This window comes from Kocuria rhizosphaericola, assembly GCF_044462205.1.
GTDB lineage: Bacteria > Actinomycetota > Actinomycetes > Actinomycetales > Micrococcaceae > Kocuria > Kocuria rhizosphaericola.
Window position 1 is genome coordinate 13,342 of the sequence record NZ_JBISWK010000164.1, and the last position, 22,937, is coordinate 36,278.

The following is a 22,937-nucleotide window of genomic DNA, read 5'->3' on the forward strand; positions in this document are numbered from 1 at the left end:
GACGGCCGGACGAAGGATGACTGAGGCATGAGCGACCTGATCGACACCACGGAGATGTACCTGCGGACCGTGCTCGAGCTCGAGGAGGAGGGGATCACGCCGATGCGGGCGCGCATCGTGGAGCGTCTCGACCACTCCGGGCCCACGGTCTCGCAGACGGTGTCCAGGATGGAGCGGGACGGGCTGCTGACGGTGGGCCAGGACCGGTCGCTGCTGCTCACCGAGACGGGCCGGGACCGGGCCGTGCAGGTCATGCGGAAGCACCGGCTCGCGGAGCGGTTGCTCGCCGACGTCATCGGCCTGGACCTGGCGCAGGTCCACGAGGAGGCGTGCCGGTGGGAGCACGTCATGAGCGAGCAGGTCGAGCGGCGGCTCCTGGACCTCCTCCACAGCCCCCGTCACTCGCCGTACGGCACGCCCATCCCCGGCCTGGCGGCTCTCGGCGTCGAGGAGAGCCCCGCCGCGGCGCACCCCTCCCTGCTCGACGCCGCTCGCCACACCCCGGACGGGTCGCACACCGTTGCGCTGTTGCCGGAGGTGGTCCAGGCGGACGCGGACCTGCTGGGCGTGCTGAGCGACGTGGGCGTGCTCACCGGGGCGGAGATCAGGGCCCGGGTGGACGGTCAGCTCGTGCGCATCGAGGTGCCGGCCACGGGGCGGTCCGCGGAGATCGACCTGCGCACCGCCGCGGCCATCCGCGTCCTCGCTCCCTGAGGATCCGCCCGGAGCCTCCGGGACGTCCCTCGGGGTGCTCCCGGAGCGCTCCGGAGAGCAGCCCGTTGCGGGTGTGTGGACGTTCACAAGGTACTTTCGGCCAGTCCGGCCCGATGCGGGTCTCCGCGACGCGCCCGCCCTGGTGGGACGCGGATTTCCCGGGCTCCGAAGCGCTCTGCACAGATGGTCACAGTTGTGTACTTATCTGTTGCGATGTCTCAATGAGGCCCTATTGGAATCCTCGGCGTCGCCTGGCCGTTATCCGCCGTGATCAAAACGTGACACTTCCGTAATCTGTCATGTACTGTTCAACGCGTGCCGATCACTGGTCGGATCGGCGCCCACGGAGCACATCGCCGAATTCTGCCGGTGCGCCGTGGCCTCTTCACAGAAACTGCTTGGCAGAAGCGGGGGAACCACTTCCGGTCCCGGTGATTCCGGGTCCTTGGGGTTAAGTCGTCAGAGCGCATGCGTTCTGCGACCGGGTGTCTCCCACCCGAATCCGACAGCTCACCTCGTAGGCAAAGGGAGGAACTCAACCATGTCGCTTTTCAAGCTGAACGCTGCCCGCCACCGTGCCGAGAGCACCTCGCACGCCGTGCGCAACACCACCATCGCCGCCGCCGCCGGCGCCGCGATGATCGGCTCCATCGCCCCGGCCCAGGCCTACGCCCAGGCCCCCGTCGAGTCCGGCGCGGCCTACTCGGCCCCGGCCTCCGCCTCGCTGGCCGGCTACACCTCGTACACCTACCAGGCCCCGGTCGCCGCGCAGCCCGCCGCTCCCGCCTACGAGGCTCCGGCCCCTGCCCCGGCTCCGGCCCCGCAGCAGACCGCCACCACCGCGAGCGTGACCCCGCAGTCCACCGCCACCACCGAGATCGCCCCGGCCGCCGGCGGCATCGTGGGCACCGCGATGTCCGCGCAGGGCGCGGGCTACGTCTACGGCGGCACCGCCTACGGCGCCTGGGACTGCTCCGGCTTCACCCAGTGGGTCTTCGCCCAGAACGGCATCGACCTGCCCCGCACCACCTGGTCGCAGTTCGCGGCGGGCACCCCCACCGCCAACCCGCAGCCCGGTGACCTCGTCTCCCAGAACGGCGGCGCTCACGTGGGTGTCTACATCGGCGGCGGCAAGATGATCTCCGCCCTCAACCCGACCCAGGGCACCCAGGTCCACTCCGTCAACGCCATGCAGGTGGACGGCTACTACACCTTCTGATCCGGTCCGCCGCCCGCGACGACCCNGGCGCGGGCGGCACCCGGTCACCCCTGGCGCACGGAGACCCGCTCTCCCGGTTCTCCGTGCCCCCCGCTGTCCGCCCGGACGGCACCCTCCTCCTCAGCTCGCCCGGCCGTCGTTCCCGATCCCGGAACGCAGTCCTGCCGCACACCGGACCACCCCGAGCACCGCCCGGGGTGATCCGTGCTGTTCCCCGCGCCCTCGGCAGGTCGGCCCGGCCCCGCCAGAAAGTCGTCTGAACTCCTCATGACTCGTGACCTGACCTCCTCCAACGGCATCGGCTCGCTCCTCACCGGCAAGGCCCGCACCGTGGCCGCCGTGGCGGCCTTCTCCGGCCTGGCCCTCGCCACTACCGTCTCCGTGCAGGCCGCCCCGGCCCCGGATGCCTCCGCCGACGCCCCGCTGTCCGCCGTGTCCGCAGCCACTCCCGCCGCGGCCCCCACCGTGTCCCTCGAGCCCGTCGCCCACGTGACCAAGGCCGAGAGCAGGACCGAGAAGCCGGCCGAGAAGAAGACCGAGCAGAAGACCGCGCCGAAGGTCGAGACCCCGGTCGTCGCGGCCCCCGCCGTGGCCGTGCCGGCGGCGAAGCCCGTCGCCGTGCCCGCCCCGGTCGTCGAGACCCCGAAGCCGGTCGTGCAGGCCGCCCCGGCGCCGAAGCCCGCCGCCCCGGCCCCCGCGCCGGTCGTGCAGGCGGCCCCGGCGCCGAAGCCCGCCGCCCCGGCCCCCGCGCCGGTCGTGCAGGCCGCCCCGGCAGCCGAGCGCACCGTCACCACCCAGAGCTCCGCCTCCGGCAAGGGCGCGACCATCTCCTCGGCCGCCATGGGCCAGCTCGGCGTGAGGCAGGACTGCACCGCGCTCGTTACGAACGCCCTGCGCGCCGCCGGGATCAACCACCACGGCTGGCCGGCCTCCTACCTGAGCCTCGGCACGCAGGTCTCCGCCGGCCAGGCGCAGCCGGGCGACCTCGTCTACTACGCCGACGGCGGCATGGGCACGGCCCACATCGGCGTCTACATCGGCGGCGGCAAGGCCGTCCACGGCGGCTGGAACGGTGGGACCACCGTCATCGACAGCGTCAACGTGGGCTCCGGCCCCGTCTACGTCCGCGTGCGCTGACCGCACGCGAGAGCGAGCACCGGTTCGGGTGCGCGGTTCCTGGTCGGCCAGACAGGAACCGCGCACCCGCTGTCGTACCCGGCGCTCACCACGCCGCCGTCCCGGCGGCCGATAGACTGGGACCATGTCCACCGACTTCAGCCGCAACGCCCGCACCAGCCTCGACCGTGAGTACGCCTACATGGCCTACGGCATGGTCGGCGGGGCCGTGCCCGGCATCGTGGCCGGCTTCCTCGTCGCCGCCTTCGTGGGCCACGCCGCGATGTGGCTGTCCGTGTTCGGCGGCATCGGCATCGTGCTCGGGCTGGTCACCGGGATCCTGCTCCACCGGAGGCGGCACGCCTCGGCCGGGACCGAGGATCCCCGGGAGCGCGGCGCAGCGCCGGAATGACGTGCTCCCGGAGCAGCGGGGCCAGATCGGCGGGGAGCGCGGCGAGCGAGTCCTCGTCGACCGGCTGCCAGCGCAGCTCCTCGATCTCCGCGAGCGGTACGGGCCGGCCCGTCAGGGGCGCCGTGAACACCGTGCAGCGCACCCACGCGCCGGCCTCGTTCGCTGCCGGTGCCACGAACTCCCCGAGCGGGCGCAGCTGAGCGGTGTCCAGCCGCAGGCCGACCTCTTCGGCCGTCTCCCGCACGGCCGCCGCCGCCGCGGACTCGCCCGGGTCGAGCTTGCCGCCCACCAGCATGAAGCGGTCCGTGCCGCGCTTGCGCACCGTCAGGAGCGCCCCGTCGTCGTCCCGCAGGCACACGGCGGTGATGGTCAGGACGTGGGTGTCCGCCGGCGGGCCCCCGGGCGTCGCCTCGACGGGCGCCCGCAGCCGGCCGATCTCGTCCTCGAGATTGCGCTCCGCCGCGGCGCCCCACCGCCGCTGGGCGGCGGGGGTCCGGAACAGTGGCCGCCGGCTCCGGAGGTCCTCGAGCACGCGCAGCCGGGCCTGCGCGAACACCGGGCCGGGCACGTGCGCGTACTCCTTCCGCACGCCCGCGACGTAGGCGGCGTAGCCGGTCGGGTCCGCGCCGAGCACCGACAGGTCGGCGTCGAGGAGCACCCCGCCGGCGGTGTCCTCCTCGGCGACCCGGTGGCCGATGGTGAGCAGGACCAGCCGCTCGACCTCCGTCGCGAGCGGCCCGGGGAAACCGGCGGCGGTCAGCCGCGCGCGGGCCAGGTCCGCCGACTCCTGTTCGTCCGCCCCGGGACGGCCCCGGTAGACCGCGTCGTGGAACCACGCGGCCAGGACCAGGGCCTCGGTCCGGGCGGGGTCGAGGCCGGTCCCGGTCCGCAGCAGGTCCAGGGCCTCGAGCACCGCGAGCAGGTGGGCGGGGCCGTGGAAGTGCCGGTGCGGCTCGCTCCACCGGTCCACGAGCTCCTCGCCCAGCGCCGGGTGTGCCGGGAAGCGAGCAGCCCACCGCCGCAGGAGCACCCGGGCGATCCGGTCCGGTCGCGCCCGGGCGGGGACGCGCAGTCCGCTGCGCACGAGCACGCGCGTGAGCTGCCGGCCGTCGACCGGGAGGGCGCCCGCGGCCACGGCTTCCTCGTATCGGCTCTCCGGCACGTCGTAGTGGTCCCGGTCGAACGCCCGCCGGGAAACCCCCAGCCGGTCCGCGAAGGCGTGCAGCTCGTCGTAGGACGTGTCGGAGACCAGGTGCGAGAAGTGTGTCCCGTGAGCGGGCCACAGCGGCGGATCGATGTAGACGGGCATGCGATCGATCCTAGACGTGACCGGTTAGCGGGGGCCCGGGGGAGCCCCTAGACTGTTCGCGTCGCCCTCGTAGCTCAGGGGATAGAGCACGGCTCTCCTAAAGCCGGTGTCGTTGGTTCGAATCCAATCGAGGGCACGTACGGACGCCCCGGACCGCACGGTCCGGGGCGTCTCCCCGTCCGGGGCGGATCCGGGGAGGGACCGGGAAGTCCTGGCTCCTCCGCCGGGGGAGGACGCGGGTCACCGCCGCGGTGCGGGCGCTCCCTCCTGCGGCGGGGCATCGGCGGGATCGGTCCCGGACCGGCGCCGGACGGCCTCCACGGCCACGATCGCGGTCACCGCGAGCAGCAGCACGAGCAGCACCCAGCGGGCGATCACCAGCACGGACGCCGTGGTGACGGCGGCGCCGTCCCCGGGGTCCGCGAGAGCGGCGTCGATCGCCGCGTTGCCGGCCAGGGAGACGGCCGCGAAGCCGAGCACCACGGCCGAGCGCACCCAGCGCCGGGCGCGGGAGGCCGTGTTGACGGCCACGAACAGCAGCCACGCCAGGCCCACGAACAACGGGGCCAGCAGCCCGGAGCTGCGGTGCACCGCCTCGTACTGGGCACGTCCCTCCTCGCCGAGGGCCGTGGCGAGCCGCTGGGCGTGCTCCTGGCCGAAGCCTCCCGGCATCCACTCGGGCAGCGTCAGCCCGCCCGCCGCGGCGGCGCCGAACTGGGGGAGGACCCAGGCGTGCACGTACAGCCACAGGACCGCCGACACGGACATGGCCACGCCCACCACGAGACCGGAGCTCGACCTCGTGGGCTCGGGCCGGAGCTCGCCGGGCCGCGCCTCGTGCAGTCGCGTTCCCCGTGCCGCCGGTCCCGGGGGTGCCGTGGTGCCGCCGTGCTTGCGTGCCTTCTGTGCGCGTGTCAGTCCCATGCCCCCCATTATCCGGTCGTGCGCCCACCGCCCAACGCCGGGACCGAGGGGTAGGCTGGGGCCACCCGCACCGGTCCTCCGGACCGCACGGGGGTGGCCCGGTCGAGGACGACCGGGCGCTCGACGAGGACGACACGGAGGTGCCGGTCATGGAACTGTCCATCGGGCTCCCGGACGGTCTGCTCATGCGGCTGACCGAGGGCGACGTGCTGACGCTGTTCGAGAAGGACCACGAGACGGTGCGCCGCACGGTGGACTGCTCCGTCCTCGGGGGCGCCCCCATCGCGGACATGGTGTGGTCGCACAAGCTCTCGGCCGTGATCGTGGCGGTGCCCTCCCTGCACCGGCTCTTCCGCTGGGACCCGTACACCGACGTGCTGTACGAGTTCGCGGGCACGGGCGAGTCCGGGCGGCGGGACGGGAAGGCGGCGCAGGCCAAGTTCGCCGCCACCGTCTCCATCACCGAGGACGGCAACGGCACGCTGTGGCTCATCGACCGGGACTCCTCGTCCCTGCGCTGCATCGAGATCGACACCGACAAGCCCGACGGCGGCCCGCAGGTCTGCACCGTGGTCGGCCGCGCGGGCGCCGGCTTCGCGGACGGGCCGACGGACGTGGCGCAGCTGGACCACCCCGAGGACCTGCAGATACTCTACGACGGCTCCATCGTGATCGCCGACACCGGCAACGACGCCATCCGGCACCTCGACCCGGGCAGCCGGGAGCTCGACACCGTGTACGGCGGAGGGACCGAGGGGTCCGTCGAGTTCGACGACGACATCGCGCTGCAGCGGCCCGTCCGGGTCACGGTGGCCGACTCGGAGCTGTGGGTCGAGGACGACAACGGCCGGCACCGGCTCGAACTGCACTTCGTCTGAGGGCCGTCCCCCGGCCGGCCCCGTCGTCGGACGGCCCTCGGTAGACTGGGGCCACGATGGACTATCTCTTCGACAACCCGCTCCTGCCCTCCGCCTCCGTGGCCCGTGCCGGCACCGCGGCCCCGCCGCGGCACGGCACCGTCTCCGCCGCCGACCTCGTGGAGGGGCTCAACGAGCCGCAGCGGGCCGCCGTGGAGCACTCCGGCTCCCCGCTGCTGATCGTCGCCGGCGCCGGCTCCGGCAAGACCCGCGTGCTGACCCACCGGATCGCGCACCTGCTGGCCACCGGGCGGGCCCACCAGGGCGAGATCCTGGCGATCACGTTCACGAACAAGGCCGCAGCCGAGATGCGCGAGCGCGTGGTCGAGCTCGTGGGGGACTCCGCGAAGTCGATGTCGATCTCCACCTTCCACTCCTTCTGCGTGCGCGTGCTGCGCCGGGAGGCCACGAGCGTGGGCCTGAAGTCGACCTTCTCCATCTACGACTCCGCCGACTCCCTGCGGCTCATCACGCTCGTGGCCAAGCAGCACGACCTCGACCCCAAGCGCTTCGCGCCCAAGAGCATCCAGCACCGGATCTCCGCGCTGAAGAACGAGCTCGTCGACGACGAGACGTACCTGTCCCGGGTCTCCGAGAGCGACCCCTTCGAGAGCGCCGTGGCCCAGGTCTACCGCGGCTACACCGAGCGGCTGCGCGCGGCCAACGCCATGGACTTCGACGACCTCATCGCCCAGACCGTGCACATGCTCCGGGCGTTCCCGCAGGTCGCCGAGTACTACCGGCGGCGGTACCGGCACGTGCTCATCGACGAGTACCAGGACACCAACCACGCGCAGTACGCGCTGGTCCGGGAGCTCGTCGGGACCGGCGCGGACGTCGGGACCGGGCCGGGGGCGACCCCCGTGCCACCTGCCGAGCTGACCGTCGTGGGCGACTCGGACCAGTCGATCTACGCGTTCCGCGGGGCCGACATCCGCAACATCGTCGACTTCGAGCAGGACTACCCCCAGGCCCGGACCATCCTGCTGGAGCAGAACTACCGGTCCACCCAGAACATCCTCACCGCGGCGAACGCGGTGATCGCGAAGAACAAGGGCCGCCGGGACAAGCGGCTGTGGACGGCCTCCGGCAGCGGCGAGAAGATCACCGGCTACGCCGCGGAGAACGAGCACGAGGAGGCCCGCTTCATCGCCGAGGAGATCGACCGCCTCCAGGACGAGGACGGATACCGCCCCGGCGACGTCGCCGTGTTCTACCGCACCAACGCGCAGTCCCGCTCCCTCGAGGAGATCCTCATGCGCGTGGGGCTGCCGTACAAGGTGGTGGGCGGCACCCGCTTCTACGAGCGCAAGGAGATCAAGGACGCCCTGTCCTACCTGCGCGCGATCGTGAACCCGGACGACGACATCAACGTCCGCCGGATCGTCAACGAGCCCAAGCGCGGCATCGGCGACCGTGCGGAGGGCGCCGCCGCGGCGCTCGCCGAGCGCGAGCGGATCTCCTTCATGGCCGCGCTGCGCCGTGCCGACGAGGCACCTGCGATGGCCACCCGCTCGCTGAACGCGGTCAAGGCGTTCGTGCAGCTCATGGACGACCTCGCCTCGGTCGCCGAGGGCTCGGGCGCCGCCACCGTCCTCGAGGCCGTGCTGGAGCAGTCCGGGTACCTCGCCGGGCTGCGCCAGTCCCAGGACCCCCAGGACGAGTCACGGGTCGAGAACCTCGCGGAGCTCGTGGCCGTGGTGCGGGAGTTCGAGCGGGACCGTCCCGAGGCCGGGCTGCCCGAGTTCCTCGAGCACGTCTCCCTCGTGGCCGACGCCGACCAGATCCCGAACCGGCCCGCGGCAGGGAGCGAGGGCGGGCCGAGCGCGGAACAGATCGCGGCGGAGGTCGCCGAGGCCCGCGCCCAGGGCGTGGTCACCCTCATGACTCTGCACACCGCCAAGGGCCTCGAGTTCCCCGTGGTCTTCCTGACCGGGATGGAGCACGGGCTGTTCCCGCACCAGCGCTCCCTCACGGACGAGAAGGAGATGGAGGAGGAGCGGCGCCTCGCCTACGTGGGCCTCACCCGGGCCCGCGAGCGTCTCTACCTCACCCGCTCCGAGTTCCGCTCCATGTGGGGGCAGTCCCAGTACAACCCGGCCAGCCCGTTCCTCGACGAGATCCCGGCCGAGCTCCTCGACTGGAAGCGCGAGGGGTCCTCCGCCCCGGCGTCGTGGGGCTCCGCGCTGCACGGCGGCGGCTCCGGGCAGCGGGACCCGATGCGGGGCTCGTACTGGGGCGCCGCGGCGGCGTCGAACGCGGCCTTCGAGCGGATGGCGCCGTCCCGGGCCACCACGGCGGGACGGGTCCAGCCCAACAAGGAGATCCCGAGCCTGTCCGTCGGCGACACCGTGGACCACACGGCGTTCGGGAAGGGCACCGTGGTGTCCCTCGAGGGCGCCGGCGACAAGACCGTGGCGAAGGTGCGGTTCGGGGCCGACGAGAAACGGCTGCTGCTGCGCTACGCGCCGCTGACGAAGGTCGGCTGAGCCCGGCCGGACCGCAGCGGTCCCGGTCGGCGGGCCGGGTCTCGCCGTGCACGGCCGGGGGGCGGCGGAAGCTGCTGCGGCACGATGAAGCCTCCGTGGTGGAGGCGGTCCCGGCGACGGACCCCCTCCATCACGGAGGCTCTTCCCGCGGCGTCCCGCCGCTGGTGGACGCCTAGGAGGTCGGCGCCTTGAGCTGGTGGATCGCGCCGGTCGAGACGTCCTCCTCGAGCGCCTCGAGCGTCCGGCCGCGGGTCTCCGGGACCTGCGTGTAGACGAAGATCAGCGCCAGCACGCCGACACCGGCGAAGAGGAAGAACGTTCCGGTGATCCCGACCGCGTCGACCAGGGAGGGGAAGTAGAGCGAGAGGACGCCGTTGGCGATCCACAGCGCGAAGACGGACACCCCGATCCCGAAGCCGCGCATGTGCAGGGGGAACACCTCGGAGAGGTACACCCAGACCGCGACGTTGAGGAAGGTCTGCATGGAGCCCACGAAGGCCACCACGAGGGCCAGGATCACCCAGGGCCGCAGCGGGTTGCCCTCGTCCAGCGTCAGGGCGGAGATCCCGATCAGCAGATGGAAGGTGGTCGTGAGGCTCAGGCCGATCATGAAGGTCTTGCGCCGGTCGAGCCGGTCCATCAGGTACAGCGCGATGAACCCGCCGACCACGGCGATCACCCCGGGGGCGATGTTGGCGATCAGGGCCGCGCTCGCGCTGAAGCCGGATTCGATCAGCACGATCTGCCCGTAGTACATGATCGAGTTGATGCCGGTGAGCTGCTGGGCCACGCCCAGACCGATGCCGACCAGCATGATCCGGATCAGGTGCTCGTTGGTCAGGATCGCGCCCAGCCCGATCTGCTGCTCGGCCCGCTCCTCCTCGGTGATGTGCTCCACCTCTCCGAGCTCGGCGATCGCACGGTCCTCGGAGCGCACCGTCTTGAGCACCGCGAGGGCATCCTCGTGCCGGCCCTTCTCGACGAGCCAGCGCGGGGACTCCGGCATCCGGAGCATGCCGATGAACAGCGCCACGGCCGGCAGCGCGGAGATCGCGAACATGATCCGCCAGACCCCCGTGACATCGCTGAAGACGTTGCCGATGATCGCGTTGATCACGAACGCCGAGAGCTGGCCGATCACGATGGCCACCTCGTTGCGGCCCGCGATCGATCCGCGGATCTCGTAGGGGGCCAGCTCGGCGAGGAAGACGGGCACCACTGCCGAGGCGCCGCCGACGGCCAGGCCCAGGCAGATGCGCCCGGCCACCAGCACCTCGTAGCTGGGGGTGAGCACGACGATGGCCGTGCCCACGAAGAACAGGACGGCCAGCAGCAGGATGGTCCTCCGGCGCCCCCAGGCGTCGGAGATGCGTCCGCCGGACAGCGCACCGATCGCGGCCGCGAAGACGAGCGAGCTGGTGACCACGCCCTCGGTGAACGGGGTGAGGCCGAGCTCTGCCGACATCGGCCGCAGCGCGCCGTTGATCACGCCGGTGTCGTAGCCGAAGAGCAGGCCGCCGAAGCAGGCGACGACGGAGATGAGACCGAGGCGTTTGCGATGCGGTCCGGAGGTGAGCGGAGGCAGCACAGCAACTGCTTCCCGGGGTGACGAGGTGGCCATCGAAGGGTCCTTTGTTCAGGCGCAGCCGTTGCGCTCGTGACGGTGCAGTGTCGTCGGTTCAAGGGGACGCTCGGAGAGTGACGCACGTCTCACTGGCCTGATGTCACAATGTTAGGACATGAAAGCAAAGCGGGGAACCCCGGTCCGGAAATTTCTGTGACCGCCGCAGCATCGCCCGCCGGGATCCGGACGGAGGGGGGGCGGCGGAGAGGAGGAGCGGCGGAGGCGGTGGCCGGCCGGGTGGCGCCGTGCCCCGCACGGGTGCCGCTAGACGAACAGCAGGACCGCCACGGCCGCGGGGGCCGTCCAGCGCAGCGACTTGCCGGTGAGGTTGTGCACCACGCCCAGGAGCGTGCAGCAGACCACGGCCGTGGCGACGGAGGCCCACCCGCCGAGGATCAGTCCCGGCAGGGCGAGCAGGAGCCCGAGGACGAGCCCGCCCAGCGGGGCCGCCTGCGTCCAGTGGGCCGGCCGGCGCAGCTCCACGGCCTGCTGCACGCACGTCAGGACCAGGGCGAGGAGCACGGACCGGCCCACGTGGTAGGCCGCGAAGCCCACCATGCCCAGCCACGCGCCCCCGCCGTAGTCGGCGTAGAGGTCCAGATAGAGCTGGATCGGCTGGACGCGCCACTCGCCGACGAGGAAGACGGGCAGGATGACCCCGAGCAGAATCGCCAGCACGAACAGCACCAGGGCGGTGGTGGTCCGCCGGTGGTCGACCGCCGGGGAGAGGGGAGGGGCTGAGGGCGGAGGGGCCGCGGGGTCCGCAGCCCGGTGCCGCAGCCACGCCACGAGGCCCCGCTGGATCCCCCACCAGACCGCGCCGAGGCAGAGCCAGGCGAAGACCTGCCAGCCCAGCGGGTAGACATCGGGGATCTCGCCGGTGAAGGTGAGCACCGTGCCGTCGACCACGGCCTCCAGCCCGAGGGCCACGAACGCGAAGGTCGCGATCGAGACGAGGAAGCCGGGATCGGCGGGGGCGAACGCCCGGTTCTCGGGGGAATCGGCAGAGCTCATGGGGTCAGTCAATCAAGAAACGCCGGGCCGCACGCGCGCGTCCCCGGTTGTGGCCGCCGTTTCGGCATGCACTACAGTCTCGTACAGGGAGTGCACCGCTTCGTCCCGCGCCCGGAAACGGCTTTCGCGGAACGGTCCGGACGCATCCGCCGGGCCTCGGCCGGGAGGATGCGAGGCGCTCCGTTCACCACCAGGTCGGAGGACGACCCGCGTACTGCCCGGGTCGCCGCCGACCACGACTTCGACGAAGAAGGGCATTCACCCGTGGACCTGTTCGAATACCAGGCACGCGACCTGTTCGAGAAGCACGGCGTCCCCGTGCTCCAGGGCATCGTCGCGACCACCCCCGAAGAAGCAAGGGCCGCCGCCGAGAAGATCGGCGGTGTCACCGTCGTGAAGGCCCAGGTCAAGGTCGGAGGCCGCGGCAAGGCCGGAGGCGTCAAGGTCGCCAAGAACGCCGACGAGGCCTACGAGTACGCCCAGCAGATCCTCGGCATGGACATCAAGGGCCACACCGTCCACCGGGTCATGATCGCCCAGGGCGCGGACATCGCCGAGGAGTACTACTTCTCGATCCTGCTGGACCGCGCCAACCGCTCGTACCTGGCCATGTGCTCCGTCGAGGGCGGCGTGGAGATCGAGCAGCTCGCCGTCGAGCGGCCCGAGGCCCTCGCCCGCGTCGAGGTCGTCCCCACCGAGGGCATCACCGAGGCCAAGGCCCAGGAGATCGTCCGCGAGGCCAAGTTCGACGACGAGACCGCCGCGAAGGTGGTCCCCGCGCTCGTGAAGCTGTGGGACGTGTTCAAGAACGAGGACGCCACGCTCGTCGAGGTCAACCCGCTGGTGAAGACCGGCGAGGGGCAGATCATCGCCCTCGACGGCAAGGTCACCCTCGACGAGAACGCCGAGTTCCGCCAGCCCGACCACGCCGCGCTCGCGGACAAGTCCAGCGCCGATCCCCTGGAGGAGAAGGCCAAGGAGCACGACCTCAACTACGTCAAGCTCGACGGCGAGGTCGGCATCATCGGCAACGGCGCGGGCCTGGTCATGTCCACCCTGGACGTCGTGGCCTACGCCGGCGAGAAGCACGGCAACGTCAAGCCGGCCAACTTCCTGGACATCGGCGGCGGGGCCTCGGCCGAGATCATGGCCGCCGGCCTGGACGTGATCCTCAACGATCCGCAGGTGAAGTCCGTGTTCGTCAACGTCTTCGGCGGGATCACCGCGTGCGACGCCGTGGCCAACGGCATCGTCAAGGCCCTCGAGATCCTCGGTGACGAGGAGGACAAGCCGCTCGTGGTCCGCCTGGACGGCAACAACGTCGAGGAGGGGCGGCGCATCCTCGCCGGCGCCAACCACCCGCTGGTCACCCTCGCCGAGACCATGGACGAGGGCGCGGACAAGGCTGCCGAGCTCGCCCACGCCGCCAACTGATCCGTCGACCGGACGAACACTTCTAAGGAACGAACAGCAATGTCTATCTTTTTGAACAAGGACTCCAAGGTCATCGTTCAGGGCATCACCGGCGGCGAGGGCACCAAGCACACCGGTCGCATGCTCGCGGCGGGGACCCAGGTCATGGGCGGGGTCAACGCCCGCAAGGCCGGCACCACCGTGGCCCACCAGGACAAGGACGGCAACAGCGTCGAGCTGCCGGTCTTCGGCACGGTCGCCGAGGCCGTCGAGAAGACCGGCGCGGACGTGTCGATCGTCTTCGTCCCGCCGGCCTTCACGAAGGACGCCGTGGTCGAGGCCGTCGACGCCGAGGTCCCGCTGGTGGTCGTGATCACCGAGGGCATCCCGGTGCAGGACTCGGCCGAGTTCTGGGCCTACGCCAAGTCGAGGACCGGTGCGGACGGCAAGCAGACCACCCGCATCATCGGCCCGAACTGCCCCGGCATCATCACCCCCGGCGAGTCGCTGGTCGGCATCACCCCGGCCAACATCACCGGCAAGGGCAAGATCGGCCTGGTCTCCAAGTCCGGCACCCTGACCTACCAGATGATGTACGAGCTGCGGGACATCGGATTCACCACCGCCATCGGCATCGGCGGCGACCCGGTCATCGGGACCACCCACATCGACGCCCTCGAGGCGTTCGAGGCGGACCCGGAGACCGAGGCCATCGTGATGATCGGCGAGATCGGCGGCGACGCCGAGGAGCGCGCCGCGGACTTCATCAAGGCGAACGTGTCCAAGCCGGTCGTCGGCTACGTCGCCGGCTTCACCGCCCCCGAGGGCAAGACCATGGGCCACGCCGGCGCCATCGTCTCCGGCTCCTCGGGCACGGCCCAGGCCAAGAAAGAGGCCCTCGAGGCCGCGGGCGTGAAGGTCGGCAAGACGCCGTCCGAGACCGCCCAGCTCATGCGGGAGATCTTCGAGGGCAAGTGATCCGGCGGGTCCCGGCCCGTTGACCCGCCGCACGAGGAAGGCCCCGTCCACGATGTCCGTGGACGGGGCCTTCCGCATGTCCCCGTCCCGGGCCGGACGGCTTCCCCTGCCGTCGTGCACCCGGGCCCGTCCAGCCCGGACCGGAGCGGGACACCACTTAGACGTTATGTCTTTACAAACTGACCTGATGTCGTATTCTGGTTGTGATCCGGACCACTGATCGGCCGGGCGCCCGGTCTCTCCACCGTGACGCCGGTCCAGCACCAGAAAGCAGGTCACCATGGCGCAGCAGAGGGCGACCACCACGACCGCCGACGCGGCGGCACAGCAGAAGAAGCCCGTGCTGATCGGCACCGCCCCGGACTCGTGGGGCGTGTGGTTCCCCGACGACCCCCGGCAGACGCCGTGGGAGCGCTTCCTCGACGAGGTCGCCGAGGCCGGCTACTCCTGGATCGAGCTGGGCCCGTACGGCTATCTGCCCACCGACCCCGCCCGGCTCGCCGACGAGCTGGCCCAGCGCAACCTCAAGGTCTCCGCCGGCACCGTCTTCACCGCCTTCCACCGGGGCGCGGCCCAGTGGGACGAGGCGTGGGAGCCCGCGCGGAAGGTCGCCGAGCTGACCGCTGCCATGGGCGGAGAGCACATCGTGGTCATCCCGGCCATGTGGCGCGACGACGTCACGGGCGAGGCCCTCGAGGACGAGCACCTGAGCACCGCGCAGTGGAACGCCCTGTGCACGGGCCACGACCGGCTCGGCAAGGTGCTGCGCGAGGAGTACGGCCTGCAGCAGCAGTTCCACTCGCACGCCGACTCCCACGTGTGCGGCCAGCCCGACATCGAGACCTTCCTCCAGCGCACCGACCCCGAGCTGGTCACCCTGTGCCTGGACACCGGCCACGCCGAGTACGGCGGAGCGTCCTCCGTGGACCTGATCCGCAAGTTCCCCGAGCGGATCGGCTACCTGCACCTCAAGCAGATCGATCCCGTGGTCCTCGAGCGCGTGCGCCGGGAGAACCTGACCTGGGCCGCGGCCAATCTGGCCGGTGTGATGGTCGAGCCGCCCGCCGGCCTGCCCGACCTCGCGGAGGTCGTCGCGGAGGTGGAGAAGCTGGACCGGCCGATCTTCGGCATCGTCGAGCAGGACATGTACCCCGTCTCCTCCTTCGACGTGCCGCTGCCCATCGCCACCCGCACGCGCTCCTACCTGCTGGGCTGCGGCTCCCGCACCCGCGTCCGCTGACCCGTCCGCGCACCACAGACCTGGAGGACCGTCCATGAAGATCGCCCTCGATCCCACACCGTTCCACTCCACCCACTCCCTGCTCGAGTTCCCCCGGCTCGCCGCCGAGCTCGGCTACGAGTACCTGCAGCTGACGCCGCACGCGGACTTCCTGCCCTTCTTCAACCACCCCAAGGCCGACGACCGGCTCGTCGCGGACCTGCGGACGGCCTGCCGCGACGCCGGGGTGCAGATCGCCTCCGTGCTGCCGGTGCTGCGCTGGTCCGCCCCGGACCCCGACGCCCGCGAGGCGGCCGTGCGGTACTGGAAGCGCGCCATCCGGATGACGGTGGACCTCGGGGTGCAGCAGATGAACACCGAGTTCCAGGGCCGGCCCGAGCTGGCCGAGGAGTCCGAGCGGGCGTTCTACCGCTCGATGGAGGAGCTGCTGCCCCTCGTCGAGCGCGAGGGCGTGCACATCGCGATCGACCCGCACCCCGACGACTTCGTGGAGCAGGGCCTGGCCGCCTGGCGGGTGATCCGGGGCGTGAACTCCCCGAACCTCGGCTTCGCCTACGTGGCCCCGCACACCTTCCACATGAAGGACGCGCCGCTGGAGATCATGGCCGCGGTGGGGGACCGGCTGCGCGTCGTCCACGTGGCCGACAGCATGGACCACCACCGTTCGCACGGGCTGCGCTACATCACCAACCCCCCGGGCAATGCGGCCCGGGTGCACCAGCACCTGAAGGTCGGCGACGGCGACGTGGACTGGGACGAGTTCTTCGGCGGGCTCGCCGCCAACGGCTTCCTCGACCGCGCGGAGACCGTGATGGTCTCCTCGGTCTTCGCCGAGAACGAGAACGCCATGGAGGTCTCCCGCTACCAGCTGGAGCAGATGCGCGAGCGCTCGGCCGCCGTGCGGAAGGCAGGAGCGCAGGCATGAGCTACGACGTCGTGACCCTGGGACGCATCAGCGTCGACATCTACCCGGACGACGTGGGCGTCGGTCTCGAGGACGTGACCACGTTCCGCAAGTACCTCGGCGGATCGCCGTCGAACGTGGCGGTCGCCGCGGCCCGCCACGGCGAGTCGACCGCGCTGATCACCCGCACCGGCGACGACCCGTTCGGCACCTATCTGCACCGCGAGCTCAACCGCTACGGCGTGGACGACCGTTTCGTGAGTCCCGTGCGGGGGCTGCAGACGCCCGCCACGTTCTGTGCGATCCGGCCGCCGGAGGACTTCCCGCTGTACTTCTACGGTCGGTTCCCCACGGCCCCCGACCTGCAGATCCGGCCGGAGGAGATCGACGCCGAGGTCGTGCGGGATGCGCGCATCCTGTGGTCCACCGTCACGGGCCTGTGCCAGGAGCCGTCCCGCTCCGCCCACTTCGCCGCGCACGAGGCCCGTCCGCGCGAGCAGCTGCGGGCGGATCAGCACACGATCCTGGACCTCGACTACCGGCCCATGTTCTGGGAGTCCGAGGAGGACGCCCGGGCACAGGTCCACGAGCTGCTCCAGCACGTGACCATCGCCATCGGCAACGACAAGGAGTGCGCGGTGGCCGTGGGGGAGGGCACCCCCGACGAGCAGGCCGACCGGCTGCTGGAGGCCGGCGTGCGGATCGCCGTGGTCAAGCTCGGGCCCGACGGGGTGATGGCCAGGACCCGCGACGAGCGCGTGGTCTCGGCCCCTGTCCCTGTGGAGACCGTCAACGGCCTCGGCGCCGGCGACTCCTTCGGCGGAGCCTTCTGCCACGGCATCAACCAGGGCTGGAGCCTCGAACAGGTCCTCGACTACGCCAACGCCTCCGGCGCGATCGTGGCGTCGAGGATCTCGTGCTCCGACGCCATGCCCGCACCCGACGAGGTCTTCCAGCTGCTGCGCGAACGCGGCCGCACCGTTCCCGAAGGAGTCACCCGATGACCAGGACGTCGCCCCTCGAGCTCGACACGGCCGATCCGCGCCGCTACGAGCACCTCACCCGGGTCCGGCTCGAGGAGCCCCGTGCGGTCCAGCGCGCCGCCGACTCCCGTCGCCGCCACCCCGGACCGGTGCACGGGCGGCAGAACTTCGTGGTCGCCGCGGACCACGCCGCCCGTGGCGCCCTGAGGGTCCGCGACGAGTCCGATGCCATGGCCGACCGGCGCAGCCTCCTGGACCGCCTGCAGATCGCCCTGGCGAACCCTCTGGTCGACGGCGTGCTCGCCTCCCCGGACGTGCTGGACGACCTGCTGCTGCTCGGTGCGCTCGAGGGCAAGCTCGTCTTCGGCTCCATGAACCGCGGCGGACTGCCCGGGCTGGTCAACGAGATCGACGACCGCTTCACGGGGCACACCGCCCAGGCGCTGGACCGGGTCGGCGCCGACGGCGGCAAGATGCTCACCCGCATCTGCTTCGAGGACCCGCACACCAGCTCCGTGCTGGAGTCCACCGCCCGGGCGGTGGACTCCCTGGCCGCCCTGGGCCTCATCGCCATGGTCGAGCCGTTCATCTCCCGGATCACGGACCGGGGCATCGTCAACGACCTCTCGGCCGATGCCGTGATCCAGTCCGTGGCCATCGCCCAGGGCCTCGGCGGCACCTCCGCGCACACGTGGATGAAGCTGCCCGTCGTCGAGGACATGGAGCGCGTCATGGCGTCCACCACGCTGCCCACGGTCCTGCTCGGCGGGGATCCCAGCGGCCGGCCCGACGAGGTGTTCGCGACCTGGGAGGCCGCCCTCGCGCTGCCCGGGGTCCAGGGCCTGACCGTCGGCCGCACCCTCCTCTACCCCGAGGACGGCGACGTCGCCGGCGCCGTGGCCACCGCTGCGTCCCTGCTCAAGGGGCACCCCGTCGAGGAAGGAGCCGCCCGATGAGCGGCCGCACGCTGTCCGTCTCCCAGGCGCTCGTCGCGTTCCTGGCCAACCAGTGGACCGTGGACCGGATCGGCGCCGAGGAGTACCGGCAGCGCACGATCCCGGGCATGTTCGGCATCTTCGGCCACGGCAACGTGGCCGGGGTGGGCCAGGCACTGAAGCAGTTCCAGGCCGAGGACCCCGCCCTGATGCCCTACTACCAGGGCCGCAACGAGCAGGCCCAGGTGCACCAGGCCGTCGGCTACGCCCGGCACACCCGGCGCCGGGCCACCTTCGCGGTGTCCACCTCGATCGGCCCGGGATCCACCAACATGGTCACCGGCGCGGCCCTGGCCACCACGAACCGGCTGCCCGCGCTGCTGTTCCCCTCGGACCAGTTCGCCTCCCGGCGGCCGGACCCGGTGCTCCAGCAGCTCGAGCGCCCCGACGCCAACGACATCACCGTCAACGACGTCTTCCGGCCGGTCAGCCGCTACTTCGACCGCGTCTGGCGCCCCGAGCAACTCTTCTCGGCGCTGCTCAACGGCATGCGCGTGCTCACGGACCCGGCCGAGACCGGTGCCGTGACGATCGCGCTCCCGCAGGACGTGCAGGCCGAGCCGCTCGAGGTGCCCGAGGAGTTCCTCGCGCCCCGGGAGTGGCGGATCCGCCGGCCGGCCCCGGAGGAGGAGGACGTGCGAGCGGCCGTCGCGGCGATCCGCGCGGCCGAGCGGCCGGTGGTCATCGCCGGCGGCGGGGTGCACTACGCCTTCGCCACCGAGGCGCTGCGGGAGTTCGCCGAGGCCACCGGGATCCCCGTGGCCTACACCCAGGCCGGCGTGGGAGTCCTGGACTGGGACCACCCGCTGTGCCTGGGCGCGGTCGGCTCGACCGGGTCCACCGCGTCCAACGCGGTGGTCGCTGACGCCGATCTGGTGATCGGCATCGGCACCCGGTACGAGGACTTCACCACCGCGTCCCGCACCGCGTTCCAGCACCCGGACGTGCGCTTCGTCAACATCAACGTGGCCGCCTTCGACGCCTACAAGCAGGGCACCGCCGTGCCGGTCGTCGCCGATGCCCGCAAGACCCTCGTCGAACTGACGAAGGCACTCGGGGGCTACCGGGTGGGTGCGGACCTCGCCGAGACCGTCGAGCGGGAGAAGCAGCGCTGGGACGCGACCGTGGACGCGGCCTTCGGCGAGCGGCACCTCCCGCTGCCCAGCCAGAACGAGATCATCGGGGCCGTCAACGAGGCCATGGACGACCGCGACGTCGTCGTGTGCGCCGCGGGCTCGCTGCCCGGTGACCTGCACAAGATGTGGCGGGTCAAGGACGCCTACGGCTACCACGTCGAGTACGCCTTCTCGTGCATGGGCTACGAGATCGCCGGCGGGCTCGGGGTCAAGCGGGCCGCCGTGGCCGAGGCGGAGCGGGCCGGCACGCCGCAGGACGCGCGCGACGTCGTCGTCATGGTCGGGGACGGCTCCTACCTGATGATGCACACCGAGCTCGTCACGGCCGTGGCCGAGGGGCTCAAGCTCGTGGTGGTGCTCGTCCAGAACCACGGCTACGCCTCGATCGGCGCCCTGTCGGAGCAGCTGGGGTCCCAGCGCTTCGGCACGAAGTACCGCTACCTCGACGAGGAGCGGCACAGCTTCGACGACGGCTCGACGCTGCCGATCGACCTCGCCACCAATGCCGAGTCCCTCGGCGTGCGCGTGCTGCGCGTCGAGCCCGGCGAGGGCGTGGTCGACCGGCTGAAGGAGGCCGTCGGGCAGGCCAAGGACGTGCCGGAGGGCTCCGGTCCCGTGCTCGTGCACGTGGAGTCGGACCCGCTGGTCGACGCGCCCAGCTCCGAGTCCTGGTGGGACGTGCCCGTCACGGGCACCGCCACCCTGTCGTCCACCCAAGAGGCCTACGAGGTCTACCAGCAGCACAAGTCCCGGCAGCGCCCGCTGCTCGGGAACTGAAGGAGGAGTCCCATGACCCAGCAGATCGACAAGACCCAGCAGCAGGTCCAGCACGTCGAGCACTTCATCGACGGCGCCCGCACCCCCGGCACCGGGGACCGCACGCAGGAGATCTACAACCCCGCCACCGGCGAGGTGTCCGGCATCCTGCACCTGGCCACCGACGAGGACCTGCAGACCACGGTGGCCGCGGCGCGGAAGGCCGCGGACTCATGGGGCGACGTGTCCCTGTCGAGGCGTACCGCGGTGCTGTTCAAGTTCCGTGAGCTCGTGGCCGCCCACACCGACGACCTCGCCCGGCTGATCACCGCCGAGCACGGCAAGGTGCTCTCCGACGCCAAGGGCGAGGTGGGCCGCGGTCTCGAGGTCGTCGAGTTCGCCTGCGGCATCGCCGAGCAGCTCAAGGGGGAGTACTCCGACCAGTTCTCCACCGGCATCGACGTCTACTCCTTCCGCCAGCCCCTCGGCGTGGTCGCGGGCATCACCCCGTTCAACTTCCCCGTCATGGTGCCGCTGTGGATGGCCCCCGTCGCGATCGCCACCGGCAACGCGTTCATCCTCAAGCCCTCCGAGCGCGACCCCTCCCCGTCCCTGCTGATCGCCGAGCTGTGGCAGCAGGCCGGCCTGCCGGACGGCGTCTTCCAGGTCCTGCACGGCGGCAAGGAGGCCGTGGACGGTCTGCTGACCCACCCGGACGTGGACGGCATCTCCTTCGTCGGCTCCACCCCCATCGCCCAGTACGTCCACGAGACCGCGACCAAGCACGGCAAGCGGGTCCAGGCCCTCGGCGGGGCGAAGAACCACGCGATCGTGCTGCCGGACGCGGACATGGACTCCGCGGCCGACAACCTCACGGCGGCCGCCTTCGGCTCCGCCGGGGAGCGCTGCATGGCCGTGTCCGTGGCCGTGGCCGTGGGCGAGGCCGCGGACCTGCTCGTGGACAAGCTCGCCGAGCGGGCGAAGGACATCACCGTGGGCAACGGCATGGACGCCTCCTCCGACATGGGCCCGGTCATCACGCCTGCGTCCCGGGACCGTGTGCGCCGGATCGTCACCGCCGCCGAGCAGGACGGCGCCGCCGTCGTCGTGGACGGGCGCGACCTGGTCGTGGCCGACCACGAGGACGGCTTCTTCGTGGGCCCCACCGTCCTCGACAAGGTGCGCCAGGACATGCAGGCCTACGAGGAGGAGATCTTCGGGCCCGTGCTCGTGGTGCTGCGCGTGGACACCCTCGACGAGGGCATCGAGGTCATCAACGCCAACCCGTACGGCAACGGCACCGCCATCTTCACCTCCTCCGGCGCCTGGGCCCGCCAGTTCAAGCGCCGCGTGACCGTGGGCATGATCGGCGTCAACGTCCCGATCCCCGTGCCCGTCGCGTGGCACTCCTTCGGCGGCTGGAAGGCCTCGTTGTTCGGCGACCACCACATCTACGGGCCCGACGGGGTGCGCTTCTACACCCGCGGCAAGGCCGTCACCGAGCGGTGGCCCGAGCCGCACCACGCCTCCGGGGCGTCCTTCGCGTTCCCGTCCTCGTCCGACCACTGAGTCCAGCCTGTCCCACGGCCGGCGGTTCCCAGTCGCTGTGCCCGGACCTCGGGTTCCGTCCCCGCCCCGCCCTCGAAGGCGTGGCAGGGACGGGGACCACGCAGCTTCCACCACCATCCGGACCGACCTGGTCCACACGCCCCCAGCGGGCGGAAGGAGATTCACCATGACCACCACCCTGCGCGTAGCCGTCGTCGGAGCCGGCCGCATGGGCGCCGACCACATCGAGCGCATCCACCGCCGGACCAACGGCGCCGAGATCGCCGCCGTCGTCGACATCGACAGGTCCCGGGCCGAGGCCGCCGTCGCCCACATCCCCGGCGCGGTCGCCCACACGGACTTCCAGGAGGTGCTCGACCGCGACGACGTCGACGCCGCCCTGATCGCCACTCCGGGGTTCCTGCACGAGCAGGTGCTGCTGTCCGCGATCGAGCACGGGCTGCCCACCCTGTGCGAGAAGCCGCTGACCCCGGACGCGGAGTCCTCCTGGCGCGTGGTCGAGGCGGAGGCCGCCGCCGGCCGGCAGTTCGTCCAGGTCGGCTTCATGCGCCGCTTCGACGCGGGCTACCTGGCCCTGCGCCGGATGATCGAGGAGAAGGCCTACGGGGAGCTGCTGACCCTGCACCACCAGCACCGCAACCCCACCACTCCGGCCGGCTTCACCAACGAGATGATCATCCACGACACGGTGGTGCACGAGTTCGACGCCGTGCGCTTCTTCACCGGGGAGGAGATCACCTCCGTGCAGGTGCGGATCGGGCGTTCCACCCGCAACGCCCCGGAGGGCCAGAAGGACCCGCAGCTGGTGCTGATGGAGACGGAGTCCGGGGTCCTCGCCCAGGTCGAGGCCTACGTCAACGCCCAGTTCGGCTACCAGGTCGCCACGCAGGCGTCCTTCGAGACCGGGGTGGTGGGCATCGGCGGCGACACCGAGCCCTACGTCCGCACGGCCGGCACGTGGGGCGGCAGCGTCACCCCGGGCTTCGAGGAGCGTTTCGCCGAGGCGTACGACCGTGAGATCCAGGCGTGGGCCGACGCCGCGGCGCGCGGGCGGATCGGGGGTCCCTCGGCGTGGGACGGCTACGCCACGGCGGCCTGCTGCGAGGCAGGCGTCCGCGCCCAGGCGAGCGGGGAGATCGTGCCTGTGCGCATGCAGCCCAAGCCGGAGCTCTACGGCGCGGCACAGGTTCCCGCACGCGCCTGAGCGGCAGCGACGGGCCGGCGT

Annotated in this window: 19 protein-coding genes, 1 tRNA gene and 1 riboswitch; of the genes, 16 read left to right on the forward strand and 4 right to left on the reverse strand. The window is 71.7% G+C overall.

Annotated elements, in window-relative coordinates:
• Positions 1-27 precede the first annotated feature (27 nt).
• From ACH9D2_RS17000 to ACH9D2_RS17015, 4 genes are all read left to right on the forward strand, one after another.
• Positions 28-714 (forward strand): metal-dependent transcriptional regulator, encoded by a 687-nt coding sequence (locus ACH9D2_RS17000; RefSeq protein ID WP_396364005.1) that lies wholly within the window; start codon positions 28-30, stop codon positions 712-714.
• Positions 715-1,099: 385 nt separating this feature from the next.
• Positions 1,100-1,250: riboswitch (cyclic di-AMP (ydaO/yuaA leader) on the forward strand.
• 5 nt (positions 1,251-1,255) lie between these two features.
• Positions 1,256-1,933 (forward strand): C40 family peptidase, encoded by a 678-nt coding sequence (locus ACH9D2_RS17005; protein ID WP_396364006.1) that lies wholly within the window; start codon positions 1,256-1,258, stop codon positions 1,931-1,933.
• Positions 1,934-2,200: 267 nt separating this feature from the next.
• The gene (locus ACH9D2_RS17010; RefSeq protein WP_396364007.1) at positions 2,201-3,070 is read left to right on the forward strand and encodes a C40 family peptidase; all 870 of its coding nucleotides are present in this window, start codon (positions 2,201-2,203) and stop codon (positions 3,068-3,070) included.
• A gap of 124 nt (positions 3,071-3,194) precedes the next feature.
• Positions 3,195-3,461 (forward strand): hypothetical protein, encoded by a 267-nt coding sequence (locus tag ACH9D2_RS17015; RefSeq protein ID WP_396364008.1) that lies wholly within the window; start codon positions 3,195-3,197, stop codon positions 3,459-3,461.
• Here the strand turns inward: ACH9D2_RS17015 and ACH9D2_RS17020 are convergent.
• Positions 3,379-4,770 carry a DUF4031 domain-containing protein gene (locus ACH9D2_RS17020; RefSeq protein WP_396364009.1) on the reverse strand — a complete coding sequence of 464 codons (1,392 nt, stop codon included), beginning with the start codon at positions 4,768-4,770 and terminating at the stop codon, positions 3,379-3,381. The two genes, ACH9D2_RS17015 and ACH9D2_RS17020, sit on opposite strands and share 83 nt — an antisense overlap.
• A gap of 63 nt (positions 4,771-4,833) precedes the next feature.
• Between ACH9D2_RS17020 and ACH9D2_RS17025 the strand changes: the two genes are divergently transcribed.
• Positions 4,834-4,906, forward strand: a tRNA-Arg gene (locus ACH9D2_RS17025).
• Between the two features lie 104 nt (positions 4,907-5,010).
• On the opposite strand, the gene ACH9D2_RS17030 is transcribed toward ACH9D2_RS17025, so the two are convergent.
• Positions 5,011-5,694 (reverse strand): hypothetical protein, encoded by a 684-nt coding sequence (locus ACH9D2_RS17030; RefSeq protein WP_396364010.1) that lies wholly within the window; start codon positions 5,692-5,694, stop codon positions 5,011-5,013.
• 149 nt (positions 5,695-5,843) lie between these two features.
• Between ACH9D2_RS17030 and ACH9D2_RS17035 the strand changes: the two genes are divergently transcribed.
• Together ACH9D2_RS17035 and pcrA are read left to right on the forward strand one after the other, a co-directional pair.
• Entirely contained in the window at positions 5,844-6,572 is a 729-nt protein-coding gene (locus ACH9D2_RS17035) for an integrase (protein ID WP_396364011.1), read from the forward strand.
• Positions 6,573-6,628: 56 nt separating this feature from the next.
• A complete protein-coding gene (pcrA, locus tag ACH9D2_RS17040) occupies positions 6,629-9,100 on the forward strand; it encodes a DNA helicase PcrA (RefSeq protein WP_396364012.1) in 2,472 nt (823 codons plus the stop codon).
• Between the two features lie 172 nt (positions 9,101-9,272).
• Here the strand turns inward: pcrA and ACH9D2_RS17045 are convergent, their stop codons facing one another.
• Together ACH9D2_RS17045 and ACH9D2_RS17050 are read right to left on the reverse strand one after the other, a co-directional pair.
• The gene (locus ACH9D2_RS17045; RefSeq protein ID WP_396364013.1) at positions 9,273-10,721 is read right to left on the reverse strand and encodes a sugar porter family MFS transporter; all 1,449 of its coding nucleotides are present in this window, start codon (positions 10,719-10,721) and stop codon (positions 9,273-9,275) included.
• 267 nt (positions 10,722-10,988) lie between these two features.
• Positions 10,989-11,738, reverse strand: coding sequence for a hypothetical protein (locus ACH9D2_RS17050; RefSeq protein ID WP_396364014.1), 750 nt, complete (start codon positions 11,736-11,738; stop codon positions 10,989-10,991).
• A gap of 264 nt (positions 11,739-12,002) precedes the next feature.
• Here ACH9D2_RS17050 and sucC point away from each other — a divergent pair, with 264 nt between their 5' ends.
• The 9 genes from sucC (at position 12,003) to ACH9D2_RS17095 (ending at position 22,916) form a co-directional block, all read left to right on the forward strand.
• Positions 12,003-13,172 carry an ADP-forming succinate--CoA ligase subunit beta gene (gene sucC / locus ACH9D2_RS17055; RefSeq protein ID WP_396364015.1) on the forward strand — a complete coding sequence of 390 codons (1,170 nt, stop codon included), beginning with the start codon at positions 12,003-12,005 and terminating at the stop codon, positions 13,170-13,172.
• A 39-nt stretch (positions 13,173-13,211) separates the two neighbouring features.
• Positions 13,212-14,129: a succinate--CoA ligase subunit alpha gene (gene sucD / locus ACH9D2_RS17060; protein ID WP_396364016.1), complete on the forward strand. Its 918-nt coding sequence runs from the start codon at positions 13,212-13,214 to the stop codon at positions 14,127-14,129.
• Between the two features lie 280 nt (positions 14,130-14,409).
• Positions 14,410-15,369, forward strand: coding sequence for a sugar phosphate isomerase/epimerase family protein (locus ACH9D2_RS17065; protein ID WP_396364017.1), 960 nt, complete (start codon positions 14,410-14,412; stop codon positions 15,367-15,369).
• Positions 15,370-15,403: 34 nt separating this feature from the next.
• Positions 15,404-16,294, forward strand: a complete 891-nt coding sequence (locus ACH9D2_RS17070; RefSeq protein ID WP_396364019.1) for a TIM barrel protein — start codon at positions 15,404-15,406, stop codon at positions 16,292-16,294.
• On the forward strand, positions 16,291-17,277 hold the full coding sequence (gene iolC, locus ACH9D2_RS17075) for a 5-dehydro-2-deoxygluconokinase (RefSeq protein ID WP_396364020.1): 987 nt from the start codon (positions 16,291-16,293) through the stop codon (positions 17,275-17,277). The genes ACH9D2_RS17070 and iolC overlap by 4 nt, the downstream gene beginning before the upstream one ends.
• On the forward strand, positions 17,274-18,212 hold the full coding sequence (locus ACH9D2_RS17080) for a Cgl0159 family (beta/alpha)8-fold protein (protein ID WP_396364021.1): 939 nt from the start codon (positions 17,274-17,276) through the stop codon (positions 18,210-18,212). Before iolC ends, ACH9D2_RS17080 begins: the two co-directional genes overlap by 4 nt.
• Entirely contained in the window at positions 18,209-20,164 is a 1,956-nt protein-coding gene (gene iolD / locus ACH9D2_RS17085) for a 3D-(3,5/4)-trihydroxycyclohexane-1,2-dione acylhydrolase (decyclizing) (protein ID WP_396364022.1), read from the forward strand. The genes ACH9D2_RS17080 and iolD overlap by 4 nt, the downstream gene beginning before the upstream one ends.
• Positions 20,165-20,176: 12 nt before the next feature.
• The gene (locus ACH9D2_RS17090) at positions 20,177-21,712 is read left to right on the forward strand and encodes a CoA-acylating methylmalonate-semialdehyde dehydrogenase (RefSeq protein ID WP_396364023.1); all 1,536 of its coding nucleotides are present in this window, start codon (positions 20,177-20,179) and stop codon (positions 21,710-21,712) included.
• A gap of 166 nt (positions 21,713-21,878) precedes the next feature.
• Positions 21,879-22,916: a Gfo/Idh/MocA family oxidoreductase gene (locus tag ACH9D2_RS17095; RefSeq protein WP_396364024.1), complete on the forward strand. Its 1,038-nt coding sequence runs from the start codon at positions 21,879-21,881 to the stop codon at positions 22,914-22,916.
• The last annotated feature ends 21 nt before the right edge of the window (positions 22,917-22,937 follow it).

What these genes read in the sequence shown, in the direction of transcription:
- ACH9D2_RS17000 (WP_396364005.1), top strand. Translation starts at nt 28, where the DNA reads ATGAGCGACCTGATCGACACCACGGAGATGTACCTGCGGACCGTGCTC.
- ACH9D2_RS17005 (WP_396364006.1), top strand. Translation starts at nt 1,256, where the DNA reads ATGTCGCTTTTCAAGCTGAACGCTGCCCGCCACCGTGCCGAGAGCACC.
- ACH9D2_RS17010 (WP_396364007.1), top strand. Translation starts at nt 2,201, where the DNA reads ATGACTCGTGACCTGACCTCCTCCAACGGCATCGGCTCGCTCCTCACC.
- ACH9D2_RS17015 (WP_396364008.1), top strand. Translation starts at nt 3,195, where the DNA reads ATGTCCACCGACTTCAGCCGCAACGCCCGCACCAGCCTCGACCGTGAG.
- ACH9D2_RS17020 (WP_396364009.1), bottom strand. Translation starts at nt 4,770, where the DNA reads ATGCCCGTCTACATCGATCCGCCGCTGTGGCCCGCTCACGGGACACAC.
- ACH9D2_RS17030 (WP_396364010.1), bottom strand. Translation starts at nt 5,694, where the DNA reads ATGGGACTGACACGCGCACAGAAGGCACGCAAGCACGGCGGCACCACG.
- ACH9D2_RS17035 (WP_396364011.1), top strand. Translation starts at nt 5,844, where the DNA reads ATGGAACTGTCCATCGGGCTCCCGGACGGTCTGCTCATGCGGCTGACC.
- pcrA (WP_396364012.1), top strand. Translation starts at nt 6,629, where the DNA reads ATGGACTATCTCTTCGACAACCCGCTCCTGCCCTCCGCCTCCGTGGCC.
- ACH9D2_RS17045 (WP_396364013.1), bottom strand. Translation starts at nt 10,721, where the DNA reads ATGGCCACCTCGTCACCCCGGGAAGCAGTTGCTGTGCTGCCTCCGCTC.
- ACH9D2_RS17050 (WP_396364014.1), bottom strand. Translation starts at nt 11,738, where the DNA reads ATGAGCTCTGCCGATTCCCCCGAGAACCGGGCGTTCGCCCCCGCCGAT.
- sucD (WP_396364016.1), top strand. Translation starts at nt 13,212, where the DNA reads ATGTCTATCTTTTTGAACAAGGACTCCAAGGTCATCGTTCAGGGCATC.
- ACH9D2_RS17065 (WP_396364017.1), top strand. Translation starts at nt 14,410, where the DNA reads ATGGCGCAGCAGAGGGCGACCACCACGACCGCCGACGCGGCGGCACAG.
- ACH9D2_RS17070 (WP_396364019.1), top strand. Translation starts at nt 15,404, where the DNA reads ATGAAGATCGCCCTCGATCCCACACCGTTCCACTCCACCCACTCCCTG.
- iolC (WP_396364020.1), top strand. Translation starts at nt 16,291, where the DNA reads ATGAGCTACGACGTCGTGACCCTGGGACGCATCAGCGTCGACATCTAC.
- ACH9D2_RS17080 (WP_396364021.1), top strand. Translation starts at nt 17,274, where the DNA reads ATGACCAGGACGTCGCCCCTCGAGCTCGACACGGCCGATCCGCGCCGC.
- iolD (WP_396364022.1), top strand. Translation starts at nt 18,209, where the DNA reads ATGAGCGGCCGCACGCTGTCCGTCTCCCAGGCGCTCGTCGCGTTCCTG.
- ACH9D2_RS17090 (WP_396364023.1), top strand. Translation starts at nt 20,177, where the DNA reads ATGACCCAGCAGATCGACAAGACCCAGCAGCAGGTCCAGCACGTCGAG.
- ACH9D2_RS17095 (WP_396364024.1), top strand. Translation starts at nt 21,879, where the DNA reads ATGACCACCACCCTGCGCGTAGCCGTCGTCGGAGCCGGCCGCATGGGC.